The organism is Sphingomonas longa (assembly GCF_016892685.1).
Lineage (GTDB): Bacteria > Pseudomonadota > Alphaproteobacteria > Sphingomonadales > Sphingomonadaceae > Sphingomonas > Sphingomonas longa.
Window position 1 is genome coordinate 610,573 of record NZ_JAFEMC010000001.1, and the last position, 22,020, is coordinate 632,592.

A 22,020-nucleotide genomic window follows, 5' to 3' on the forward strand; every position below is an offset into this window, starting at 1 on the left:
GCTCTGCGTTCGGGTAAGTCGACAAGGATGGGCTACACGGGCAAGCTGTCATCAACCTTTCACGGGCGATACTGACAGTGAGGATCTTGATCGTCGAGGATGATGCGCCGCTGGCCCGCAGCATCGTCGCGCTGTTGCGCACCGCCGGCCATGCGATCGATCACGTCGCGACCGGCGCGGACGCGCTGATGGTCACCGCCGACGACGTCTACGCGCTGGTGATCCTCGACGTCGGCCTGCCCGATATCGACGGATTCGCCGTGCTCCAGACGCTGCGGCGGCGCGGGCAGCGCGTGCCCGTGCTGATGCTGACCGCGCGCGACGCACTGGACGACCGTGTCCGCGGTCTCGATCTCGGCGCCGACGATTACCTCCGCAAACCGTTTGCGCCGGAGGAGCTGGAGGCTCGCATCCGCGCGCTCGGCCGTCGTCGCGGTGGCGATCCGACGCCGGAGCTGGCGGTGGGAACGCTCGCACTCAACCGCTCTACCGGCGAAGCGCGGGTAGGCGACCGGCTGCTCGACCTGCGCCGTCGCGAGTGGACGGTGCTCGATGCGCTGGCCACCCGCGCTGGGCAGATCGTGACGCGGGAAACGTTGCAGGCGGAGGTCTTCGGCTATGACGAGCCGGTCGGCCCCAATGCGCTGGAGGTGAACATCACCCGGCTGCGCGGCAAGCTGGCCCCGGACGGCCCGACGATCCGGACGGTTCGTGGCGTCGGGTATCTGCTCGATGCGACCTGAGCCGCGCCACCGCGCGCTGGCGCTGCGGACGCGGCTGTTCACCGCGATGCTGGTGCCGCTGCTGGCGATCGCGGTGCTGCTGGGGCTGGCCGGTGCGACGCTGATCGCCGACGTGGTCCGCCGCACCAACGACCGCGTGCTCGGCGGCGCGCTGGGGGCCATCGCGGAGACGGTGGAGGTGGAACGGGGCGAGGTGACGTTGGACCTGCCCGCCGCCGCGTTCGGGATGCTGGAGAACAGCGAGCGCGACAACGTCTATTACCGCGTCGCGGTCGGCGAGCGGCTGTTGACCGGCTATGCCGACCTGCCCGCGCCGGCCGTCGGCACGGTCGAGATCGACACGCCCGGTTTTCGGTTCGCGACCTATCGGGGCCAGAAAATCCGCATCGCCGAGGTCCGCCGCGCGCTGCCGCGGATCGACAAGCCGGTGATCGTGCAGGTTGCCGAGACGCTCGACGGGCGTGCCTCGCTCCAGCGACGGTTGATGATCGCGCTGCTGGTGGGCGAGATCGTGCTGGTCGGCATGGCGATGCTGCTGATCCGGCCGGCGCTGGCCTGGAGCCTGCGTCCCCTCGCCCGGCTACGCAGCGCGGTGGAGGCGCGCGACACCCGCGCGACGCCCGACCTCTCCCCGTTGCAAGCCGGTCTTCTGCCGGCCGAGCTGCGCCCGCTGTCCGATGCCTTCGATCATCTGCTCGCACGGCTCGATACCGCCACCGCCGGGGTTCGCCGCTTCACCGCCGACGCATCGCACCAGATGCGCACGCCGCTCGCGGTGCTGAAGGTGCAGGTCGCGCTGGCCCGGCGCGGCGACGTGCGGGCGCTGGGCGAGATCGCCGACGCCGCCGACCGGCTGGAGCGGCTGGTGACCCAGCTTCTCGCTCTGGCGCGAGCGGAAGAGGCGGGCACATCGCCGCCGGTGGAACGCGTCGACCTGCGCGAGGTCGCCATCGCCGCCATCAACCGCCGCATCCACGATGCGATCGAGGCCGGGGTGGAGGTGCAGCTGGACGCGCCCGACGCGGATGTCATCATCGCCGGCCATCGTACCCTGCTCTTTGAAATCGTGTCGAACCTTCTCGACAACGCGATCCGCTACATCGGTACGGGCTCGTCGATCACCGTCACCATTGTCGGTGGCGATGCATCCGCGTCGATCGCCGTGGCCGACGATGGTCCCGGTATCGGCGACGGGGACTTGCGACGGCTGGGCGAAAGATTCTTGCGCCTCAGCACGAGCGCTGGGCGGGAGGGCAGCGGCCTGGGTCTGGCGATCGTGCGATCGGCGGCGCAACGCTTGGGCGCACAGCTCCAGTTCACCAATACAAAGCCGGGGCTCCGCGTGACGCTACGCTTTGCAGATCTAGCTGATCCAGCGGCGCAGGTGCCCATTCCTCCTACACAATAAAAGGTGGCTCAGACCCGGGCAGCCGGGGCGCGATATCCGCCTTCCAACTTCCGCCGTTCGCTCATCTACCTACCCGCACGCCATTTCGCCCGAGGCAAAACACGCCTCAGGCAAAGCCATCTGCCGATTGGCAGCGGTTGCCCTCAACGGTGAGCATGTTGTCTCCATTTGGCTGAGAGCATCGCCTGCAGCATATCCACATAGCTCCAGCCATCAGCCCGAGCGGCTATGGCGGAGAGGCAGTCCTGATCGTCGCGACCGGGACGGCCTGGCCCGGTCATGTTGGGCTTCATGTTCAAGTCAAATAGCTTGAACGATCCATGGCGGTCGGCACGGCAGTCGATCCGGATTGCTGCGCGGGCGTCGACGAGCGCGCCTGCGGCGACACAGCTTTCCATCATGCTGACGATCGTCGGCTCGCGCAGTCGCTCCTCATCGATCGCCGCGCTGTTGGCGGTCACCAGAACATCGCCGTTGTAGGGGGCGACACCGTTGCGCTGATCGAACCGATGGACGGGTCGTAACGCCCAGTGGGATTGCACGTGCGATCCGTCCGGACGCGGAGAGGCAGGCGGCATGACGGTTACGGTCATCTCGTCACCGTCGAGATATTCCTCGACCATCAGCATGTCGCCGAAAGTTGCGGCTTCGATCAACGCTGCTGCGGCACGACGCAGCTGGCCGATATTCGCGACAAGCGTAACACCCTGGCTGCCGCGACCACGCACCGGCTTTATCATCAGCGGGAAGTCCATGCCACGGGCAGCACACTCCTGCTCGACGTCTTTCAAAGCGCAGACGCGCTCTCGCGCCGTGCCAGACAGCAGGAACGATCGTGCCATTGGCAGACCCGCCTCTGCCAGCATCTGGTTGGTTTCGAATTTATCATCGTAGGCGTGCATGGCCGCTGGAAGCTGGCCAACGATGTCGACATCCTCAAGAACCGCCTCAAGAGGATGCCCGACGAACAACACCGTGTTAGCCCATAGCGTCGACGCGCCAGCATCGGTCGCTGCGCGGATGCCGTTGATGGTGTCGGGAAACACCCAATCGAGAGCCTTACGGACGTCAGGAAACTGCTCCGGAGTAACGACGTTCACGCCCGCCATTCGCAGTGCATGCGCTATATCCGCGCCCCCATCCGAATAGCCGCCTGGCTTCGCCTCTTTGCGGAGCCCGTCGATCAGCGGTGGTAGCAGCGCCTGATGCAGAACGGCAACCGGTTCTGGAGTCATGGACGGTCTCTTGTTCGAGAGTCGCTAGCGCACCGAGCGGCTTAGCGATAGCTTGCGGCAGCAGCAGAGCCTTCTGAAACTGCGCCTTGGACCGGATGCGATGGCGATAGGATGATCGCCGAAGCTCGACAAACTGCCCTCTAAGCGGGTGGAGCGCGAGCAATGATGGCCTGAGCTAGACGGAGGCGGGCCTTCCATGTCTTCACCGATGGATGGCCGGCAGCCAAACCGGCGAGCCGCCCTTCGATCTGAACCACTTCTCGCCGGGCTTCTTCAAGCTCGTCAGCGGTTGGGGCAGGCTGGATGTTGGCGCGTGCACGCGCGCCGGTGCGTCCGTTGCTCTTAGTCATGGCTTTGCGATGATCCCAGATGGATGATCCGGTCAAGAAAGGACGACTATGACGACGCTTGCGGGGGGCGTATGGCCGCTGAGACTCGACTGCGGACGTTCGCGCGGTGCGTCGCGTCGCCCGGAGCCAGCTATTCATTCCCGTTCGCTCGCCACGGCCATCGACATCAAGGCCATCGGCACGCCCCGTAAGGCAGCAGCGTCATCTGTTCGGCGCCAGCATTACCTGAGCCCCGCCCTAACAAAGCCGATCCCCGATGATCCCACCGATTCATCAACGGTTCGTGAATGCCGGCCGGCTAGTCGGTCTTGCGAGGGGGTAAGCGCCGAGTGGCGCCTGAACGGCGTGGTACCCGGTCAGAGTACTAGAGCGGTACCAGAAGGCCGTGGTTGGTACTTCCTCCTTAGGCGCTACCATGGCGGGCATGAAGATAAACGAGATAGACGAAAGCATGCTGGCCGCGATCCTGCGCCTGACAACGGGTGAGCGGGAGTGCTTGAAGCGGTGTCTGGAGCATCAGACTGCCAAGGAGATGGCGTTAGATTTGGGCGTCTCTCCTCACGCTGTCGAAAAGCGTCTCAAGATGGCGCGTGCCAAACTGGGCATGTCGTCATCGCTTGAGGCGGCAAAGCTGGTGGCAGCAGCCGATGCGTCCAACCGCCTGGTACCCCAATCGTCCGCCCTTTCCGGAACCAACGCGATCGTCGAGGGGGTTCACGCCGCGCACCCGCCGATCACGCGGGGCAAGCGGCGCCCCTCCATCTACGTAATTTCAGGAGCGATCTTTATGATCTTAGTCGCGGCAGCCGCTCTCTTCGCCTGGCTCCAGCCCTCTGGCAATGGCGACCAACGGGCATTTCCGCCCACCGCTGCCGATGCGCCGGCATTAGCAGCAACCGCAGCGCAAATACCCGATACCGAAGCTGTGCTGCGGCAGCTGGTCGCCGGTCTCGCGAGCGGTTCGCCCGATTACAGAAGACTCTCGCCTAGGTTCGCTGAGGTCGTTCGCAGCGACCTTCCCATGACACACCCCATGTTCAAGGCCCTCGGCGAGCTAAAATCCGTGACGTTTCGCTCACGCGGCATGAAGAACGATGACATCTACAACCTCGTCTTCACCAACGGCGAGGTTTTGATGTCGGTTGAGCTCGACGCCCAAGGCAGAATGGCGGGCGGCATACTGCAACCAGGCAACCGCACTCCTTCTTCGGCGACGCCATTACCTGGCACTGAGGCTGCAGTAAGGCGCCTTGTCGCTGGCCTGGCAAGCGGCTCCCCCGACTATGACAAGCTTGCGCCAAAATTCGGCGATATAGTCCGCAGAGATATGCCGATGTCACAGCCCATGTTCAAATCTATGGGCGAGTTGAAGTCGATCACTTATCGCGGGAAGGGCAGAATGGGAGACGATGTCTACAATCTGGTCTTTGCCAACGGTGAAATATCGATGTCCGCTGTGCTCGACGAGAATGGACGAATGGCCGGAGGGTTCATTGCTCCGCCGAACACGCCTCTTCCATGATCCTGCGACAGTAGCGAAGCGGAGAGCTTTCTCCATCATAAACAACCGCTCACCCGTTGGGAGTGAAGTCAGATATCACAACTGTCCCGGGGCTTAACGGGTCACCTGAGTAGGAAATTGCCAAGTGAGCCCTGCCCCGGCTTGGGCCGGGGTAATTGTCCAATTTCCTGTGAAGCGACGACCAAGAAGATGACATACAGCGCCACTGGTGGCTTGTGTGAGAACGGTCGTCCTTTCAGCCGACATTCCGTTGTCCCGAGAATGAGGCGGCGGTACGGCTCAGACGGTCGGCTCACCGGTAAGATATGGATCGACCGGCACCTCTGCCGGGATTGTCAGTCGCGTAACCGGCCTCGCCGCGGCGGTGGCGAGCCATTCATCGCCGCCTTCCCTGCGGCGGGTGGAGCCGTCGCCGCGGACAGCCACGCGCCCGTAGATCGGCCGCTCCCGATCCGATGGCGAGCCAGCAAAGATCGCCGAGATATTGCCGTAGGTCGACGGGTCGCGACCGTCGAGGCTCAGCCGGTCGTTGAGGTAGCACGCTGTGGCCCATGCCGCCTCGGGGCTGGGCGTCATCGCGATCAGGCGCTTGCACCAGTACATCCGCAGATTGTTGTGCATCCAGCCGTCGAGGAGGAACTGCTTCTGGCAGGCGTTCCAGGTCTGATCGCGCGTTTCGCCATGGACAAGCGCGTCCAGCGTCTCCAGCTCGGGTCGCGGATCGCCGGCGTGCCGGCCGAGCGTCTCGACCGCCCATCCTGCGATGCGGTCGTAGCGTTCCGGCGCGGCGAGCGCCCGCGCCTGGTAGTGGAACCACTCGCGCCAGCCGAGGAGCTCGTCGGCGAACTTGGCCTTGTGCTTGCTGCCAGCCTCGGCAGCCGTGACCGCGGCCATTATCTCGCGGGGGCCCAAGACGCCGAAGTGCAGATAGGGCGATAGGCCGCTCGCGCCGTCCGCCCGCGTGGCATCGTTGCGCGCCGACGCGTAGCCGGGCAGCACCTCCGTTACCAACCGCCGAAGCCGGGCTTCCGCCGCGGGTCGGCCAGCCGGGTGCATGTCGCTGACGGGCAAACTGTGATCGATCGCGAGAGCGGCCACCAGTGCGTCGAGATCGCACGTGTCCAACGCGTCTGGCGAGAAGGGCAGAGGGCCAGCGTAGGCGGACACGTCCGGCACCGCCTCATCCGCCTCCATCCAGTTGGCGCGCTCGGGCTCGTGACGGCGCAGGAAGCTTGAGCGGCCACGAATATCGTCGCTGAGTAGGGCCGGCGGCACCAGGCAGGCAGAGTTCACCGCATAGACCGGCACCGCGGTTCGCGCGGCGACCCGGTCGGACTGCCAGCGAGCAACGAAGGTCGGCTGATCCTCCAGCACGATCGCCGCCGCCTCGGCGCCGAGGCGGTGCACAAGGCCCTTCTCCCGATGCCCGGCCCGGTCGACATGATGGACGCAGGCGAAGCCGCGATCGCGGCACCCAGTACCAAGATCCCGGCTCGCTCCCAGGATGAAGTGATGCAGCCGGTCGGAGGCATACGGATAATCCTCGCGTACGCCGTGGTAGACCAGCACGGGCAGCGACAGCGCATTGCCGAGCCGGATGCTTGCGTCGATCACCGGATTGTCGCGGGCTCGCAACGCCTGCTGCAACCAGCACAGCACGAAGCGACCGCTCGCGTTCGGCACCCGATCATTCAACGCCTGCACGCGCGGTGCCCCCCGCCAATCGCTGAGGCCAACAGGCAGAGCGGCAGTCACCATCCCGTGCTGCCTCGCCCGCGCTTGTCCAGCCGGCGCACCGGTTCGATCACGCGCCGGCAAAGCGGACGGTCGCCGCGGTGCCGGACCGTGACCCGTCTCATCGCCGCTCTCCCGGGTTGTCGCGCCAGATGCGTTCGGCCAGCAGCGTCGCGAAGCCAAGCCAGGCGACGAACGGGATCGCCGCGGCGGCAGCCGGACGGTCCACCTTGGCGGCCGTCGCGAGATAGGCTGCACTGCTGGCAACCATCGCCCCCGATGCCACCGCGCTGGCCCCCAGTCGCTTTTCGCGGAAGAACAACTGCGTCCAGCCGCCGACCATAGCGGTATTGAGCAGCCACAGGCCGACCGCAGCGTTGCGCGCCGTTCCGGATGGCTGACGAAGCAGGCGATACCCTCCAACCGCGAGGCCAGTCTCCAGCATCGGCCAAGCCGCGCCGAACACCGCATCGGGCGGGGTGTAGCCGGGTTTGTCCAAGCGGCGATACCAGCGGCGGATGCCGGGATGCGACGGATCGGGTGCGTTGCGCCGGCCGACGATCGCGCTCGCACCGAGCACCACAGCGACGGCGCCGAGCGCCAGTAGTGGCGACAAGCCCGCCGCCGCTGGTGACCTCGGTGCGATCAGCGATCCTCCAGAGGTTGGCGTGTCATAGCGCGAGAGATCGACGTCCCTGGAGCGGCCACCGAACAACTTGCCGGCGACGCTGCGCACAACCGGGCGGCTCGCCACGCGCAGCGCGCCGTGGAGCAACCCGATGCCGAGGCGGCTGTGAGGATTCGCCAGTCGCGGCGCAAGCCTGGGGACGCTCTGGGCATCCTCGACCATCGGGCGCATCGCCTGCTCGTAGGCCTTGAACGCCGCCCGCATGTCGGTGGAGCGGATGAGTTCCTGCGCCAGAACGTAGGCGCCGGTGACAGCCAGCGTCGTGCCGTAACCGGCGATCGGCGTCGCGCACCATGCCGCATCGCCGGTCAGCACCACCCGCCCTCCCGACCAGCGGGGCATCCTCACCTGCCGGAGCACATCGAGGTAGAAGTCGTCGGTCGTCTCCAGCGCATCCAGAACGCGGTCGGTCTGCCAACCCGCATCGGCGAAGCGGGTGCGCAGCCACGCCTTCTGCCGGTCGCCGTCCCAATCCTGCTCTCCGCCGGGCGGCTGCTGCACCGACAGCATGGCGCGCGCGGTGCCGTGCCGGTCGGGGCGAAGCGACACACTGCGACCGCCAGGCGCATTGTACCAGCGCCACAGCCGATCGTCGTCCGCCTGCCTCGGAATGGTGAAGTAGGCGATCGTCAGGTTCATCCAGCGGGGCGCGTTCTCGCCCGGGAAGACCATTTCCCGCGATGTCGACCCCACGCCCTCGGCGACGATGACCACGTCGAATCGTTCGGTGGTCCCGCTCGCAAAGGTGACCGTAGCGCCGTCATCGTCCTGCTCGACGCCGGCGATGCTGTCGCCGAAACGGTAGGTCGCGTGCTCGCCGGCCGGCTCGTAGAGCAGCCGGGCCAAATCGCCGCGCAGGATCTCCATCTCCGCGGTCGGCCCATCGGCATCCGTATCGGCGGTCAGGAACTGCGCCGCCACACTGCCGTCCTCCTCGACCCAGGCGGTCCCCTCTTCGCCGGTGCCCTGCTCCAGCGCCGCCTGTTCCAGCCCCATGCGACGCAACACCTCGCGACCAACCCCGCGCACGTCGATGTTCTGGCCGCCGTCGCGGAACCCGGGCGTTCGTTCGACCACGGTGACGTCGAGGCCGGCGCGGCCCAACCACCAAGCGGCGGTGTTGCCGGCGACGCTCGCGCCGGTGATCAGGATGCGGTGGGACATTGGCATGCTACTCCTCGGCTGCCCAACGAACGGAAGCAGATAAGTCGCCAGCCGAGTCAATTTCCGCCGGATCGTAAGCGGAACATGATGCGCGACACGTTCAAGACGACCGTGAGCCTGGTGCCGACGATTGCAGATTGAAGCGTTCGGCTGGCTGGACCCAGAAGCAGACGTTGGTGGCCGCTCCGCGCGATACGCCCAGCAGTCATTGGTTCAGCTCGGATTAGCCTGAGCAGCTGACCTATGTTGCCAGACCGGGGCTACGGCATTGCGGTTAAGCTTCACCTTCGCCACGCATACCGCGTGACTGGTCACCCGATCCTTCTCGACGTTCAGGCGCTCGGCAAGTCGGTACCGGGGCCCCGGCGATTGTTCCGGTCGCTCGATCTTCAGGTCCGTGCGGGCGAACTGGTAGCGATCATCGGCGAGTCGGGCGTGGGCAAGTCGACGCTGCTCAATATCCTTGCCGGGCTCGACGACGCCGATGACGGCCAGGTCGCGATCGACGGCACGATACTCGGTTCGCTTGACGAGGCTGCGCGGACGCGCCTGCGACGCGAGCGCATCGGCTTCGTGTTCCAGGCCTTTCACATCCTCCCCTATCTCACGCTGCGTCAGAACGTCGCGCTACCACTCGCGCTGATATCGCCGGACGCCGACGCGGCGGAAACGCGTGCGACGGCGATGTTGACGGCAGTCGGCCTCGGCGATCGCGGCGACGGCTACGCGCGCGACCTCTCGGGCGGGGAGCTCCAGCGGGTCGCCATCGCCCGCGCGCTAGTGCATCGACCGTCGCTGATCCTGGCAGACGAGCCAACCGGCAATCTCGATCCCGACACCGCGTCGCGCGTACTGGCGCTGTTCGCCAATGCCGTCCGCGACAACGGCGCGGCCGGCGTGATGGTCACGCACTCGGATGCGAGCGCGGCGATCGCCGACCGGGTGCTGACGCTCGGCGCGGACGGGCTGGTGGAGCGTCGTGGCCGCTGAGCCCGGCCTTCTGTCTGGTCGGCTCGCGCTCGGCTGGCTGATCGGCGGCGAATGGCGGTTCCACCCCGCCCGCTTTCTCACCACTGCAATTGCGATCGCCGTAGGCGTCGCGCTCGGCTTCGCGGTCCACCTCGTCAACGGATCTGCGCTCGCCTCCTTTGATGGCGCAGTACGGGGGGTGAACGGAGCGGCCGAACTTTCCGTCACCGCGACCAGCCCGTTGGGGATCGATGAACGGCTCTACCCGCAAGTCTTGCAAGGTGCCGGCGTGGCCGACGCGAGCCCGGTCGTGCGGCTCGATGCACGGATCGGCGGCAATCGGCTGACGCTGCTCGGGCTGGACGTCATCCGCGCGGCCGCAGTGACGCCGTCGCTGGTCGGCATCCCGCCGCAAGGGCCGGCTTCCAGCAGCGACGGCGTCTTCGATGAGTCCTCACTGTTCCTGTCCCGCACGGCGTTGGAGCGGTCCCGCCTAGCGATCGGTGACCGGGTTACCGTGACAGCAAACGGGCGCAACGTTCCTCTGCGCGTCGTCGGCACGCTCCCCGCTGCGGAGGCGGACGCTGCGATCGGCGTGATCGATATCGCCGCAGCACAGTGGCGCTTCGAGCGGATTGGCAGGATCGACCGCATCGATCTTTCCCTATCCAACCGCCGGACAGCGGAAGAGGCGCTTGCCCAGCTCCTACCCGCCGATGCGATCCTGTCGACGGCGCAGGCGCGGGGCGCGCAAGGATCGGCGCTGTCGCGGGCGTACCGCGTCAACCTCGACATGCTGGCGCTGGTGGCGCTGTTGACCGGCGGGTTCCTGGTCTACTCGGCGCAGTCGTTGTCGGTGGCGCGGCGACAGCGCGCATTTGCGCTGCTGCGAACGCTGGGCATGCCGCGCCGCGCGGTGGTCGCTGCGGTGGTTGTCGAGGGGGTCGTGATCGGGATCGTCGGCGGGGCCACAGGACTCGCCGCGGGGTACGGCCTGGCGTGGTCGGCGCTGCACTGGTTCGGCGGCGACCTGGGTGCCGGCTATTTCGGCGGCACCGCCGCGCGGATAGTCTTCCAGCCTGCAGCCGCAGCGGGGTTCTTCGCGCTGGGGTTGATCGCCGCGGTCCTCGGCAGTGCGGTACCCGCACGTGCCGCCGCGCGGGCGGCACCGGCGGCAGCGCTGAAGAACGCCGGTGACGTGCTCGACCCGCGCCGCGCCGTGGCGTGGTGGCCTGCGGCCGTGCTGCTGGCGGCGGGCGGGGGCGCGGCGTTGCTGCCCGCAACCGGGGGGCTCCCCTTGTTCGGCTTTCTGGGCATGGCGCTGATGCTGGCGGGCGGCGTCGCTGGCGTACCCTGGTTTGCGCGATCGCTGCTGGCCCCGCTTGCGCGGCGCCGCGGGGGGAGCGTGCCTGCCATGCTTGCCATCCGGCATCTGCACGGCGCGCCCGGCGAAGCGGCGACCGCATTGTGCGGCATCGTGGCGTCGACGGCGCTGATGATCGCGATGGCGACGATGGTGACCAGCTTCCGCGGCGCTGTCGATACGTGGCTGGGGCAGGTGCTCGGTGCGGACCTGTATCTGCGCGCCAATGCCGGCGCCAGCTTCGACCCGGCCACGCGAGCGCATCTTGCCGCCACGCCGGGGGTAGATCGCCTGGCGTTCAGCCGACAATTGCCTCTGACGATCGCCGCTGATCGTCCGCCGATCAGCCTGATCGCCCGGCCTGAACGCGGAGGCCGCGATCCCCTGCTCGTCCTCGTCGAGCGTACCTCAAGCCTGCCCGCATCTGCGCTGCCGGTCTGGGTGTCGGAGCCGGCACAGCGGCTCTACGGGTGGGATCCAGGTGAGACGATCATCCTGCCGATCGCCGGCCGGACGCGGTTCACCGTCGCCGGAGTGTGGCGCGACTATGGTCGACAGGCCGGCGCGGTGCTGGTCGACGAGGCGGACTATCAGCGGCTGACCGGCGACACCGGCCGCGACGAGGTGTCGGCGACGCTCCAACCCGGCAGCGACGCGACCGCCGTCGGCAAGGCGATGACGGCACGCCTTCCCGGAGCGCTGCGGGGCCAGGTGGACGTGACGCAGCCCGCCGTGCTCAGGCGGCTCGCGCTGACCCTGTTCGACCGTAGCTTTGCCGTGACCTACCTGCTGGAGGCGGTGGCGATCCTCGTCGGGTTGGCTGGTGTCGCCGCAACGATGTCCGCACAGACGATCGCGCGCGAACGGGAGTTCGGCATGCTCCGGCACCTGGGGCTCACGCGCGGGCAGCTCGGCGCGATGCTCGCGACCGAGGGGGCGGTGGTCGGGCTGACCGGCGCGCTCGCAGGCATCGGGCTTGGGCTGGTGCTGGCGCAGGTCCTGATCCACGTCATCAACCCGCAGTCGTTCAACTGGACCATGACGACGCGGGTGCCGCTCGGGACACTGTTCGGCGTAGCCGCCGCGCTGACCGGCGCATCCGCCGCAACTGCGGTGCTCGCTGGTCGCCGTGCGACGGCAACGGGCGCTGTCCAGTCAGTACGGGAGGATTGGTGATGCGGAATGCGCTCTCCGGGTGGTTGGCGCTGGTCGCGGTCGCGGCGCCCGCCGCCGTACCCTACCCCGTCGTCCGGCCCGGCATCACTCTCGCCTTTCCGGCGGATCACGGCGCGCACCCGGGGTTCCGCACCGAATGGTGGTACGTCACCGGCTGGCTCCGGACGGCGGCGGGCGAAGACCTCGGCTTCCAGGTCACGTTCTTCCGGACGCGCCCTCCCGTCGACGCCGCGAACCCGAGCCGCTTCACTGCACGGCAGGTGGTGTTTGCGCACGCCGCACTGTCCGATCCCGCTACCGGTCGCCTGCTACACGGCGAGCGCGCCGCACGCGTGGGTTTCGGCCTGGCGAGGGCACGCACGGGTGACGCCGATATCGGCATCCGTGACTGGCGCCTGCGCCGCACGCCTGACAACCGATGGACTACCCAAATCTTCGCCAACGACTTTGCGCTGGCGCTCGATTTCCGACCAACGCAGCCGCCAATGCCGCAGGGCCTTGCTGGATACAGCCGCAAAGGGCCCCGGCCGGAGCAGGCGAGCTATTACTACTCCATCCCTCACCTGCGCGTTGCTGGCCGTGTCCGACGTGGCGATCGCATCGTCCCGGTGACCGGCGAGGCCTGGCTCGATCGCGAATGGTCGTCCGACTATCTGGCTCCCCAAGCTGAAGGGTGGGACTGGACGGGGCTCAATTTCGATGATGGCTCTGCGCTGATGGCGTTCCGCATCCGTCGCAAAGGTGGTGGCACGCTGTGGGCCGGCGGTGCGCTCCGCCGCCCTGACGGCATCACCACCCCGCTGGGTCCCCGCGACGTTGCATTCCGGCCGCTGGCGACATGGCGGAGTGGCGCGACCGGCGCAGTTTATCCCGTATCACAGGAGGTAAGTATCCGCGTCGATGGCCGGATCGCGCGGTGGCGCCTGACCCCGATGTTTGCGGCTCAGGAGCTTGACGCGCGCCGCGGAGGCCTTCCGGTTTACTGGGAAGGTGCGGTCCGGACACCAGGCGGTCGCGGCTATCTCGAACTCACCGGCTATAATCAGGCGCTCAGGATGTGACGATATGATCGACAAGTCCCTCCCCGAGTTCCCTGCTGCCGCATCCGCGCGGCAGGACAACGGGGATGATCTCACCTTCTACGCTCCGCCTCGGGCACCAGACTTCGGTGCTCCTACGGCTGTTGTCGCGCCGATAATGAAGCTCGTGCACCAGCATGTTTAAGACGGCGCACAACCAGAAGGCGATTGCTTTCGCAACCGCCTTCTTCCCGGTTCAAGCCACTGTCAGGTCGCAATGTTCGAGGTCACCGGCTTGGCCGTCACATCGAAACGATCGGCATCCATGACCTTGACCCAGGCCTTGATGAAGTCCCTGACAAACTTCTCCTCGTTGCCGTTCTCGGCGTAAACCTCCGCCGTTGCGCGCAGCTGCGAGTTCGAGCCGAACACCAGGTCCGTGCGAGTGGCGCGCCACTTCTCGCCCTTCCCGCCGCGGTCGTGTCCGATGAACTCCTCGTCGCTCGACGGATCAACGAGCTCCCAAAAAGTCTCGTTGTCGAGGAGGTTGACGAAGAAGTCGTTGGTAAGCTGCCCCTTCCGCTCAGTCAGGACGCCCTCGGGCTTGTCGCCGTGGTTGGCGCCCAGCACGCGCAGACCACCGAGCAGAACCGTCATCTCCGGAGCCGACAGGCCAAGCAGCGAAGCCTTGTCGAGCAGCAGCTCCTCCGTCTTCACGGTCTGCCGCGTCCGCAGGTAGTTGCGGAAGCCATCTGCCTGCGGCTCCATCCATGCGAAGCTCTCGACGTCGGTCCAGTCCTGGGTCGCATCGCCGCGGCCACCGGTGAACGGCACCTTCACGTCGAACCCGGCATCCGTCGCTGCCTTCTCGATCGCCACCGAGCCCGCAAGCACGATCGCGTCAGCAAGCGATATCGAACCGCGGAGCTCGTTGAGCTTGGCAAGCACCGATGCAAGCTCGGCTGGTTCGTTGATCGCCCAGCTCTTCTGGGGCGCCAGCGCGATGCGCGCGCCGTTGGCGCCGCCGCGGTGGTCGGACTTCCGGTAGGTCGAGGCCGATGCCCACGCAGTCTTGACGAGCTGCCCAACGCTGAGACCGGAGGTCAGCACCTTCTGTGCGAACGCAGCAATCTCATCGTCGCCTGGAGCCGTTCCCTCGGGCACCGGATCTTGCCAGATGAGCGTTTCCTCCGGAACCTCTGGGCCAAGGTATCGTACCTTCGGCCCCATGTCGCGGTGGGTCAGCTTGAACCATGCACGTGCAAAGGCATCGTCGAGAGCCGACTGATCGTCGCGAAATCGCTCGGAGATCGCGCGGAACTCGGGATCCAGCTTCAGCGCCATATCGGCGGTCGTCATGATCGTCGGCACGCGCTTGCTGGGGTCCCGCGCGTCGGGGGCCATGTCCTCCCACTCGGGGTTGACGGGCGTCCACTGCTTGGCACCCGCCGGGCTGGACGTCAGCTCGTAGTCGTACTTGAACAGCAGGCGGAAATAGTCGCCGGTCCACTTCGTCGGATTGTTCGACCACGATCCCTCGATACCCGAGGTGGTGATATGGCCCTTGCCGATCTCTTCGCTGTCGGTGAGCCAGCCGAGCCCCTGCATGTGCACGGACTCAGCGGCAGGCTCCTTGCCGAAATTCTCAGCCGGCTTGGCTCCATGCGTCTTGCCGAAAGCGTGACCGCCGGCCGTGAGCGCGACGGTTTCCTCCGAGTTCATCGCCATGCGCGAGAAGGTGGCGCGCATGTCTCGCGCCGAGCCGAGTGGATCAGGATTGCCGCCGGGACCTTCCGGATTCACGTAGATCAGACCCATCGAGTCCGCAGCCAGCGGTCCTTCCAGCTCTAGCTGCTCGTCAGGACGGATGCGGGTCTTGTGTTCCGCGTGTCCGATCCACTGCTCCTCGGCACCCCAGTACGTGTCACCCTCCGACTGGAAGACGTCCTTGCGCCCACCGGCGAAGCCGAAGGTCGGTCCGCCCATGCTCTCGATGGCGACGTTCCCGGCGAGGATGAACAGGTCCGCCCAGCTGATATGCTTCCCGTACTTCTGCTTGATCGGCCACAGCAGGCGCCGTGCCTTGTCCAGATTGCCGTTGTCCGGCCAGCTGTTGAGAGGTTCGAAGCGTTGTTGGCCCGACGAGGAGCCGCCACGTCCATCGGTAACCCGGTAAGTACCCGCGGCATGCCACGCCATGCGGATCATGAAAGGGCCGTAGTGCCCGTAGTCCGCCGGCCACCAGGGCTTGCTATCGGTCATCAGGGCGGTGAGGTCGGCTTTCAGCGCCGCGTAATCGAGTGCCTTGAACGCTTCCGCATAGTCGTAGTCCTCGCCCATTGGGTTCGGAGAGACACCATGCTGATGCAGTATCTCGACCGGCAGAACGTCTGGCCACCAATCCTTGTTGGTGCGACCAAGGAGCGAGCGAACGGTACCAGCGCCGCCGCCATTCCGGCCCTCCGGGCACCGGGGATCTTCGTCAGCCATGTTCTCACTCCTCTATATGATTGCGCCACCGTAGTAGGGACGATTGATTTATCCAATGGATTGAAGCGATTTCTGCTATCACTTTAAACGATGAAGCCTACGCCATCGCTCCGACAGTTGTCGTATCTGCTTTCGCTCTATGAGCATGGCAATTTTGGACGCGCAGCTACCGCTTCGTTCGTCTCCCAGTCCGCACTGTCGGCCAGCATCGCGGAACTCGAGCGAGTGCTCGATGTGATCCTTGTCGACCGCTCCAAGCGCCATGTCCGCTTCACCCCGATTGGAGAGGAGATAGTGGTACGGGCGCGACAGATGGTGTGCGCTGCCGAAGACCTCCACCTCGTTGCGCAGCGCTCGCACGAGCCGCTTGTGGGATCGTTACGGCTGGCGGTGATCCCTACGATTGCGCCCTTCCTGCTGTCCGGCATATTGTCGGCACTCGCGTGCGATTGGGCGCAGTTGCAGCTGTATGTGCGCGAGATGCTGACAAGCGTCGCGTGCGAAGCGATGGGTCGCGGCGAAATCGACTGCGTATTGCTCGCCCTTCCGGTCGAATGCGGAGAGGTGGAGAGCGTCGACATCGCGGCCGATCGGCTTGTCCTCGTAGCCGCCGAGGGACACGACAGCTTCGCATCACCGGCATGTGAAGCGGACGACGATCGCCTGCTCCTGCTCGAGGATGGTCACTGCCTCAAGGAGCATGCTCTCGCGGCTTGCAATCGCACAGAGAGGGAGGCCGAAAGCCGGCTGGTCGCCTCTACGCTGCACACGCTCGTCGAACTGGTAAACGCGGGCCTTGGCTACACACTGATCCCACAAATGGCCATTGAGGCCGGAATCCTTGACGGCACTCGTGTTGAACCTCGTCGACCGCAGGGCCTTGAGGCAGTGCGTCAGATCGCCCTCGCCTGGCGCAGCGGTCATCCCCGTACGAGCGAGTTCCGACTGCTTGGCGCAACCATTCGGCGAGCGGTCGGCAGAGATGCACCTGAACCCGACTAACTCATGCGCCCTTCTGACGACCACCCTCGTTGGGGGATCGCGCCACCGCAATCTTTCGAGCGCAGCTACGAATTATCCGCCGTCGCGCCGCCGAATGACCTGCCGATCGGGTTACTGCAGCCTGGCACGTCTCGTCAGCGCGTCGGCGGCGGCGCGTTGACCCCTGACTGCGTTTCGCCGGTAGCCTGCTCCACCACGTGGGTCGTCATCATCGCAAAGCCTGCGCCGAAGAGCGGCAGGATGGTAAGGATCGCCCAAACCATGGAGCTGCGCCGGGATGTCAGCCGCTTGGAACGGTGCAACCACATGCCAAGCGCGGCGAGGAAGATCGATCCTGCGACGCATGCGAGCAGGACGCCGAGGATCGGACTGCCAGTATTCTCACCCATCACGCGCTCTCCTAATCAGGAACGCAACGACGGCGGGGCTATTGGTGTTCATGAAACCGAGCACAAACCGCTCCGCTGATAACCGAGTTTACCGTTAGCTCTCTGAATTCGACGGATGACGCCAGTTGAGGTCCGAGTGCACACAAATGAGCGTCGTCGACCGCGTCGGATCGGCTTGCAGAATACGTGATCAGTGCAGCCCGACTGGCTGCACTGATCAGTAGTTCGGCCACACCGCCGGGGAGAAGACGCCACCATCGACCAGCAGCGTCTGTCCGGATACGAAAGAAGATTCTGGTCCTGCGAACCAGACAACGGCCGCCGCAACGTCCTCGACCGTGCCGACGCGCCGAAGCGGCGTGATTGGCGACCAACGTCCTGCGTAATCGTCAACCTCCGCGCGGGTGCGATCGGTTTCGATCGCGCCGGGTGCGACGCAGTTGACGCGAATGCCATGCGGGCCAAGCTCAAGCGCGGCTACCTTGGTCAACTGCTCGATGCCGCCTTTGGACGCGATGTAATCGACAAGCCGGGAGAAACAGCACCGTGATCCGGGCGCACCACTGCGCCGTCGGGCTGAAAAAGGGATCAGGAAGCCGAGGGGCTCGGCAGATCCCGAGGCGGCTTCACGACCAAGCTGCACGCCCGCTGCGATGGTCAGGGCCGACCACCATGCTTCGTCCTGACGCCGGGAAATACCGCTGGCGCGATCTCGTGAGCGCCTGTTGAACAAACTCAAGAACTGGCGTCAAGTCGCAACCCGCTACGACGAAACCACGAAATCCGATCTCGGCTTCGTCGCGCTCGCCTCAGTTACGCTGTGGCTGCCCTTTGTCCACGTGGCCTAGTCGCGTTGGCGATCTCGTCTGGTACTTGCAACGTTCGACCATCAGGTCCGGGATTGTTGACGATCGATAAGCTTCTGCAAACGGCCGCCCAAAAAGATATTGGGCGTCATTTGCTAAGTGGACGGGCTCAATCCGAGTGATGGGCCTTGCTCGAAATCCGTGCCGACGCGAACGCTGTGAAACCGCGGACGATCCCAAGTAGGCGAAAGGTGTGGAAAAAACGGACGGATGAAAAAGGGCGCTCACCGCCGCCCAGTTCTGCGACGGCGCTCCACACATCGCCCCATATCGCTCTGGCGATCCGGGAACCGTCGAACAGGTACTTCGCGTAGAGCGCACCGTCGCCGAACGCATAGCCGGCCAGCAGCTGGCGGAGCGTCTCGGCGGATCGCCGGCCATGATGATGCGCGACGACGAAATACGGATCGTATCGCACCGGTATGTCGTGGCGCAGGGCGCGAATTACGAAATCCGTGTCCTCCGCGGCGCGAAATCGCCCGCCCGCGCCGAACCGCTCATCGAAAGACCCGATGCGCGCCACCACATCGCGCGTGAAGGCAAGGTTCGCACCCATGACGAAGCCGTTCGGAAAGCGATTGCGCGGCGCTCCCATGGCGTAGTCTTCCAGTTTGATCGTCACGGCCAGGTCGTCAGGATCGCCGAGCAGGATGCGACCGCCGATGACCACCGGCGATGGAGCTTGGTCAAAGCGCGCGACCAGCATCGCGAAGAAACCCGCGTCGAGCACGCAGTCGTCGTCCGTCATCGCGACGATATCTCCGCGCACTCGTGACAGTCCGGCATTACGCGCGCGTGCCAGTCCTGGTCGGGGTTCGTCGACGACCGTGACCGGAAAGCACTGCCGGGAACGCCACGCCGCCAGACGCGTGAGCGTGTCGTCGGACGATCCGTTGTCCACGACGACCACCTCGAAGGCATCGAACCCGGCCGCCGCCCGCGTGATCGAGGTCAGCAAGCGGTCGAGCGATGCGCCGCGATCGCGCGTGCAGACGAGGAGGCTGACCTGGATCATCGCACCCGTTGCAATAGCTGTGGCGATCCTCTGGTCCACGCCTCGATATAGGAGGAGAGCTTCCCGTATTCGTTGTCGAGCGCGATGTGCGGGATATCGAGGAGGACCGCCAGGATGTGGGCATGCAGGCGGTCGGTGACGATCCGACGCCCCCTCGACAGGGTCGCCAGCCCGCGCTCCACGCGGGCGGTGGCCAACGCGAAACAATAGTCGGCGAGCGGTTGTCCCGATCGGGCGAGCGGCAGCACTCCGTCGTCAAGCCAGTCGACGATCACCCGGTCATCGCAGTCGCCCATGATCGCGGCATCGTGGATCACGCGCTCGTCGTCCGTCCGCATCAGCATCAGCAGGTCGCAATGCGGTTCCGCTCGCGGCTGTCGGCCCAGCGCAAAGGCGCTGTCCGGGGCAAGATCGGACGGGCAGCCCCAGTGACGCCGGGCGGTCGACAGGCTGGGGCGGTCACGAAGATAAAGATGGAAGGCGGGGTGCGCGGCGACCGCCTCCGCGAATGTCTCCATGCCCCCCGGAGCACGGAAGTGAACCGACTGAGGCAATTGCACGATGCTGCGATCGCGAACGTCGCGCAGTACGCGCTCGCGGAAACGTTGGTGATGGGGCCAGATGTCGCCGAGATTGCCGCCGCCGTGCAGGAACAGCACCCCCGCGGGGCTCGCCGCCCGAAACGCGCCCAGATCGAACCCGTCCCAAGTTGCGACATAATCGGGATCGCGGCCGGTAACCGATCGCAGCATCCGGATCTCGCCGAGCCAGATCGCACTGTCACCGACGTTGGCATGGTCGGGGAAGTCGATCAGCGCATAGCGATCGCCCGGGCCAACATGACGGCGATACAGGGCCAGCAAGGCGGCCTGCTGCTTCACGACGACATCGTTCCCGCTCATGCTGCCGAGGCGGTGGCGGAACCGACCTCCCGGTAGAGGTGCTCGCAGCGGTCGAGCCACCGGTCGCGAGTGAACAGCCGTTCCACCCGGTTTCGTGGCACGGTTCGCGGTATCGCCACGGCGTCGGCGATGACGTCGGCTAGCGCTTCCCACTCGTCGGGAGGCGCGAAACGTCCGGCTTCGCCCACGACCTCCCGCGCTGCGCCACGATCGAACGCGGCGACGGGCAAGCCGCAGGCCATCGCCTCGATCGCCACGAGACCGAAGGGTTCATCCCAGCGCGGCGTGAAGAGGAACACCGCCGCCCGACCGAGTTCGGCGGCCAGTGCCTCCCCCTGCACATGGCCGCCGTAGACGATCGTCGGCCCGAGCAACGGTTCGACTTCCGCAGCCCAGTAATCGCGGTCCTCGATCGAACCGAACATGATGAGCGGCACGCCAGCGCGCAACGCCGCCTTCGCGGCGAGGTGCGTGCCCTTGTTCGGGGTGATCCGGCCGCACCAGATCGCGCCGCCGCCGCCGTCGCCATAGGGCCATGCCGCAGGATCGATCCCGTTATGCAGCACCGACACCTGCGGCGGCGCACCGTCCGGAAACCAGGCCCGCAACTGGGTGTGCGACGTCACGGTCAGCCGGTGGGTCGACGTCGGGCTGGCCTTCACGAACCAGTGCAGCGCGTCATAGGGCGGGACGTGCAGCGAGGTGACGGTCGGAACGCGTGCGGTGCGGGCCGGCTCGATCGGGAAACGATGCAGGCTGTTGTTGTGAACGACGTCGAAGCCGCCACGCGCTATCCGGTCGCACGCGGCGGCGTAGCCGGCGTCGACATGCGCGATCAGCGGTGCCGACCCGCGATGCTCCGCCCAGGGAAAGGTGCGCTCGTAATGTTCGGCCAGGACCGGATCGAGCGTGAAGCGCGGATCGCTGTCGCCCGACGCGAACAGCACGACCTCGTGTCCGCGGGCCATGAGGCCGTCGGCGAGATACCAGCTGTGCGACTCCATGCCGCCCATGAATGGTTGCGCGATGCGCTGGCGGACATGGGCGAGCAGCGCGATTTTCACGCGGCGACACGCTCCGACGACGCCGGTCGCGCCTCCAGCACGCGGATGACGCTGGCGGTGTTGGCATAGGGTTGATGGCTCTGCTGCCCCGTCAGCGCGAGGTCGTCGGCATCGGGTCGACGCAGAATTTGGATGGGGCGACCCTCGGCATCGTCGATAAGACCCATCAGGCGGAAGGCGTAGAGCCAATGCCCCATCGTCCGGTAGCCCCAGCGCGCCTCGAACAGTTCGGCGTTGCGGACGACGCTGTCGAGGTGATGGACCGGGGGCATATGGTGGGGGTGATACTGGTGGTGCGACAGTCCGCCCTTGATCCAGGCGATCGGCACGCCTGCCGTGTCGAGCACCTTGCCGAAGTCGGTATCCTCGCCCCCATATCCGCAATACCCCTCATGAAAGCCGCCGACGGCCATGAACGTCGCGCGGGTCATCGCGAAGTTGAGCGACCAGAAGCAACGGTAGTCGTTGCAGAGTTCGATGCCATCGGCGGGCGGGCCGCGCCGGTCGGAATGACGGATGGCGACGGCGTCGAAATCCTCGCTGCGCCAGTCGCCGGTGTTGGCACCGCCGGGCAGGTACAGGACTTCGCCCATTAGTAGTCCGTCGAGTTCCTGGAGGCGGCGCGCATAATCGGCGATCAGCGACGGGGCCGGAATGCAATCCATGTCCAAAAAGACGAGCTGATCGCCGATCGCCGCACGCGCGGCGGCATTGCGCGCCGCAGCCAGCGGCAGGTCCGTGCCTGCGATCATCAGTTGGCGGATCGGGAACGTGGCCGTCGGCAGGTCGTAGGCGACGTCCTGCATCACGGCGACGATCAGCTCGACCGGGGCAAGGGTCTGGCGGGTCAGGCCGATGACGAGATTGCGGAGGTGATCGGGCCGGCCGCCGGCCAGCGTAACGACGGAAACGGTCATGGGC

18 protein-coding genes and 1 pseudogene are annotated in these 22,020 nt (G+C 66.1%); 9 read left to right on the forward strand and 10 right to left on the reverse strand.

The features are described from left to right. Positions 1-77: 77 nt before the first annotated feature. Complete coding sequence (locus ILT43_RS02925; RefSeq protein ID WP_204194084.1) at positions 78-743, forward strand: response regulator; 666 nt, start codon at positions 78-80, stop codon at positions 741-743. After that, positions 733-2,151, forward strand: coding sequence for a sensor histidine kinase (locus ILT43_RS02930; RefSeq protein ID WP_204194086.1), 1,419 nt, complete (start codon positions 733-735; stop codon positions 2,149-2,151). The genes ILT43_RS02925 and ILT43_RS02930 overlap by 11 nt, the downstream gene beginning before the upstream one ends. A gap of 143 nt (positions 2,152-2,294) precedes the next feature. Here ILT43_RS02930 and ILT43_RS02935 read toward each other — a convergent pair whose 3' ends face one another. After that, entirely contained in the window at positions 2,295-3,386 is a 1,092-nt protein-coding gene (locus tag ILT43_RS02935) for an ATP-binding protein (protein ID WP_204194088.1), read from the reverse strand. Positions 3,387-3,598: 212 nt separating this feature from the next. Between ILT43_RS02935 and ILT43_RS02940 the strand changes: the two genes are divergently transcribed. Together ILT43_RS02940 and ILT43_RS02945 are read left to right on the forward strand one after the other, a co-directional pair. Then, positions 3,599-3,763: a hypothetical protein gene (locus tag ILT43_RS02940; RefSeq protein WP_204194090.1), complete on the forward strand. Its 165-nt coding sequence runs from the start codon at positions 3,599-3,601 to the stop codon at positions 3,761-3,763. Positions 3,764-4,160: 397 nt separating this feature from the next. Further along, positions 4,161-5,258, forward strand: coding sequence for a helix-turn-helix transcriptional regulator (locus tag ILT43_RS02945; protein WP_204194091.1), 1,098 nt, complete (start codon positions 4,161-4,163; stop codon positions 5,256-5,258). A gap of 279 nt (positions 5,259-5,537) precedes the next feature. On the opposite strand, the gene ILT43_RS02950 is transcribed toward ILT43_RS02945, so the two are convergent. Both ILT43_RS02950 and ILT43_RS02955 read right to left on the reverse strand, forming a co-directional pair. Beyond that, on the reverse strand, positions 5,538-7,016 hold the full coding sequence (locus ILT43_RS02950; RefSeq protein ID WP_204194093.1) for a deoxyribodipyrimidine photo-lyase: 1,479 nt from the start codon (positions 7,014-7,016) through the stop codon (positions 5,538-5,540). 97 nt (positions 7,017-7,113) lie between these two features. Beyond that, positions 7,114-8,844: a tryptophan-rich sensory protein gene (locus tag ILT43_RS02955; protein WP_204194100.1), complete on the reverse strand. Its 1,731-nt coding sequence runs from the start codon at positions 8,842-8,844 to the stop codon at positions 7,114-7,116. Between the two features lie 303 nt (positions 8,845-9,147). Between ILT43_RS02955 and ILT43_RS02960 the strand changes: the two genes are divergently transcribed. Genes ILT43_RS02960 through ILT43_RS02970 form a run of 3 tightly spaced genes read left to right on the forward strand, consistent with a single transcriptional unit; the run spans position 9,148 to position 13,413 of the window. Continuing rightward, a complete protein-coding gene (locus ILT43_RS02960; RefSeq protein WP_204194102.1) occupies positions 9,148-9,834 on the forward strand; it encodes an ATP-binding cassette domain-containing protein in 687 nt (228 codons plus the stop codon). Then, positions 9,824-12,352, forward strand: a complete 2,529-nt coding sequence (locus tag ILT43_RS02965) for an FtsX-like permease family protein (protein WP_204194104.1) — start codon at positions 9,824-9,826, stop codon at positions 12,350-12,352. Before ILT43_RS02960 ends, ILT43_RS02965 begins: the two co-directional genes overlap by 11 nt. Then, entirely contained in the window at positions 12,352-13,413 is a 1,062-nt protein-coding gene (locus tag ILT43_RS02970; protein WP_204194105.1) for a lipocalin-like domain-containing protein, read from the forward strand. Before ILT43_RS02965 ends, ILT43_RS02970 begins: the two co-directional genes overlap by 1 nt. A gap of 225 nt (positions 13,414-13,638) precedes the next feature. Here the strand turns inward: ILT43_RS02970 and katG are convergent, their stop codons facing one another. Next, complete coding sequence (katG, locus tag ILT43_RS02975) at positions 13,639-15,861, reverse strand: catalase/peroxidase HPI (RefSeq protein ID WP_204194107.1); 2,223 nt, start codon at positions 15,859-15,861, stop codon at positions 13,639-13,641. Between the two features lie 90 nt (positions 15,862-15,951). Here katG and ILT43_RS02980 point away from each other — a divergent pair, with 90 nt between their 5' ends. After that, entirely contained in the window at positions 15,952-16,863 is a 912-nt protein-coding gene (locus ILT43_RS02980; RefSeq protein ID WP_204194109.1) for a hydrogen peroxide-inducible genes activator, read from the forward strand. A 134-nt stretch (positions 16,864-16,997) separates the two neighbouring features. Here ILT43_RS02980 and ILT43_RS02985 read toward each other — a convergent pair whose 3' ends face one another. Next, positions 16,998-17,252, reverse strand: coding sequence for a hypothetical protein (locus tag ILT43_RS02985; protein WP_204194110.1), 255 nt, complete (start codon positions 17,250-17,252; stop codon positions 16,998-17,000). A 217-nt stretch (positions 17,253-17,469) separates the two neighbouring features. After that, entirely contained in the window at positions 17,470-17,895 is a 426-nt protein-coding gene (locus tag ILT43_RS02990) for an SDR family NAD(P)-dependent oxidoreductase (RefSeq protein WP_425530287.1), read from the reverse strand. On the opposite strand from ILT43_RS02990, the pseudogene ILT43_RS19835 reads away from it, so the two are divergent. Continuing rightward, positions 17,854-17,946: pseudogene (locus ILT43_RS19835) on the forward strand (IS5 family transposase); the annotation flags it as partial. The gene ILT43_RS02990 and the pseudogene ILT43_RS19835 overlap by 42 nt on opposite strands. A 281-nt stretch (positions 17,947-18,227) precedes the next feature. On the opposite strand, the gene ILT43_RS03000 reads toward ILT43_RS19835, so the two are convergent. The 4 genes from ILT43_RS03000 to ILT43_RS03015 are packed head-to-tail and all read right to left on the reverse strand — an operon-like array spanning position 18,228 to position 22,016. Next, a complete protein-coding gene (locus ILT43_RS03000) occupies positions 18,228-19,133 on the reverse strand; it encodes a glycosyltransferase family 2 protein (protein ID WP_204194115.1) in 906 nt (301 codons plus the stop codon). After that, positions 19,130-20,035, reverse strand: a complete 906-nt coding sequence (locus ILT43_RS03005) for a polysaccharide pyruvyl transferase family protein (protein WP_204194116.1) — start codon at positions 20,033-20,035, stop codon at positions 19,130-19,132. Before ILT43_RS03005 ends, ILT43_RS03000 begins: the two co-directional genes overlap by 4 nt. Then, a complete protein-coding gene (locus ILT43_RS03010) occupies positions 20,032-21,099 on the reverse strand; it encodes a glycosyltransferase (RefSeq protein WP_204194118.1) in 1,068 nt (355 codons plus the stop codon). Before ILT43_RS03010 ends, ILT43_RS03005 begins: the two co-directional genes overlap by 4 nt. Then, positions 21,096-22,016, reverse strand: a complete 921-nt coding sequence (locus tag ILT43_RS03015; RefSeq protein ID WP_204194119.1) for a glycosyltransferase family 2 protein — start codon at positions 22,014-22,016, stop codon at positions 21,096-21,098. Before ILT43_RS03015 ends, ILT43_RS03010 begins: the two co-directional genes overlap by 4 nt. Positions 22,017-22,020: the final 4 nt, after the last annotated feature.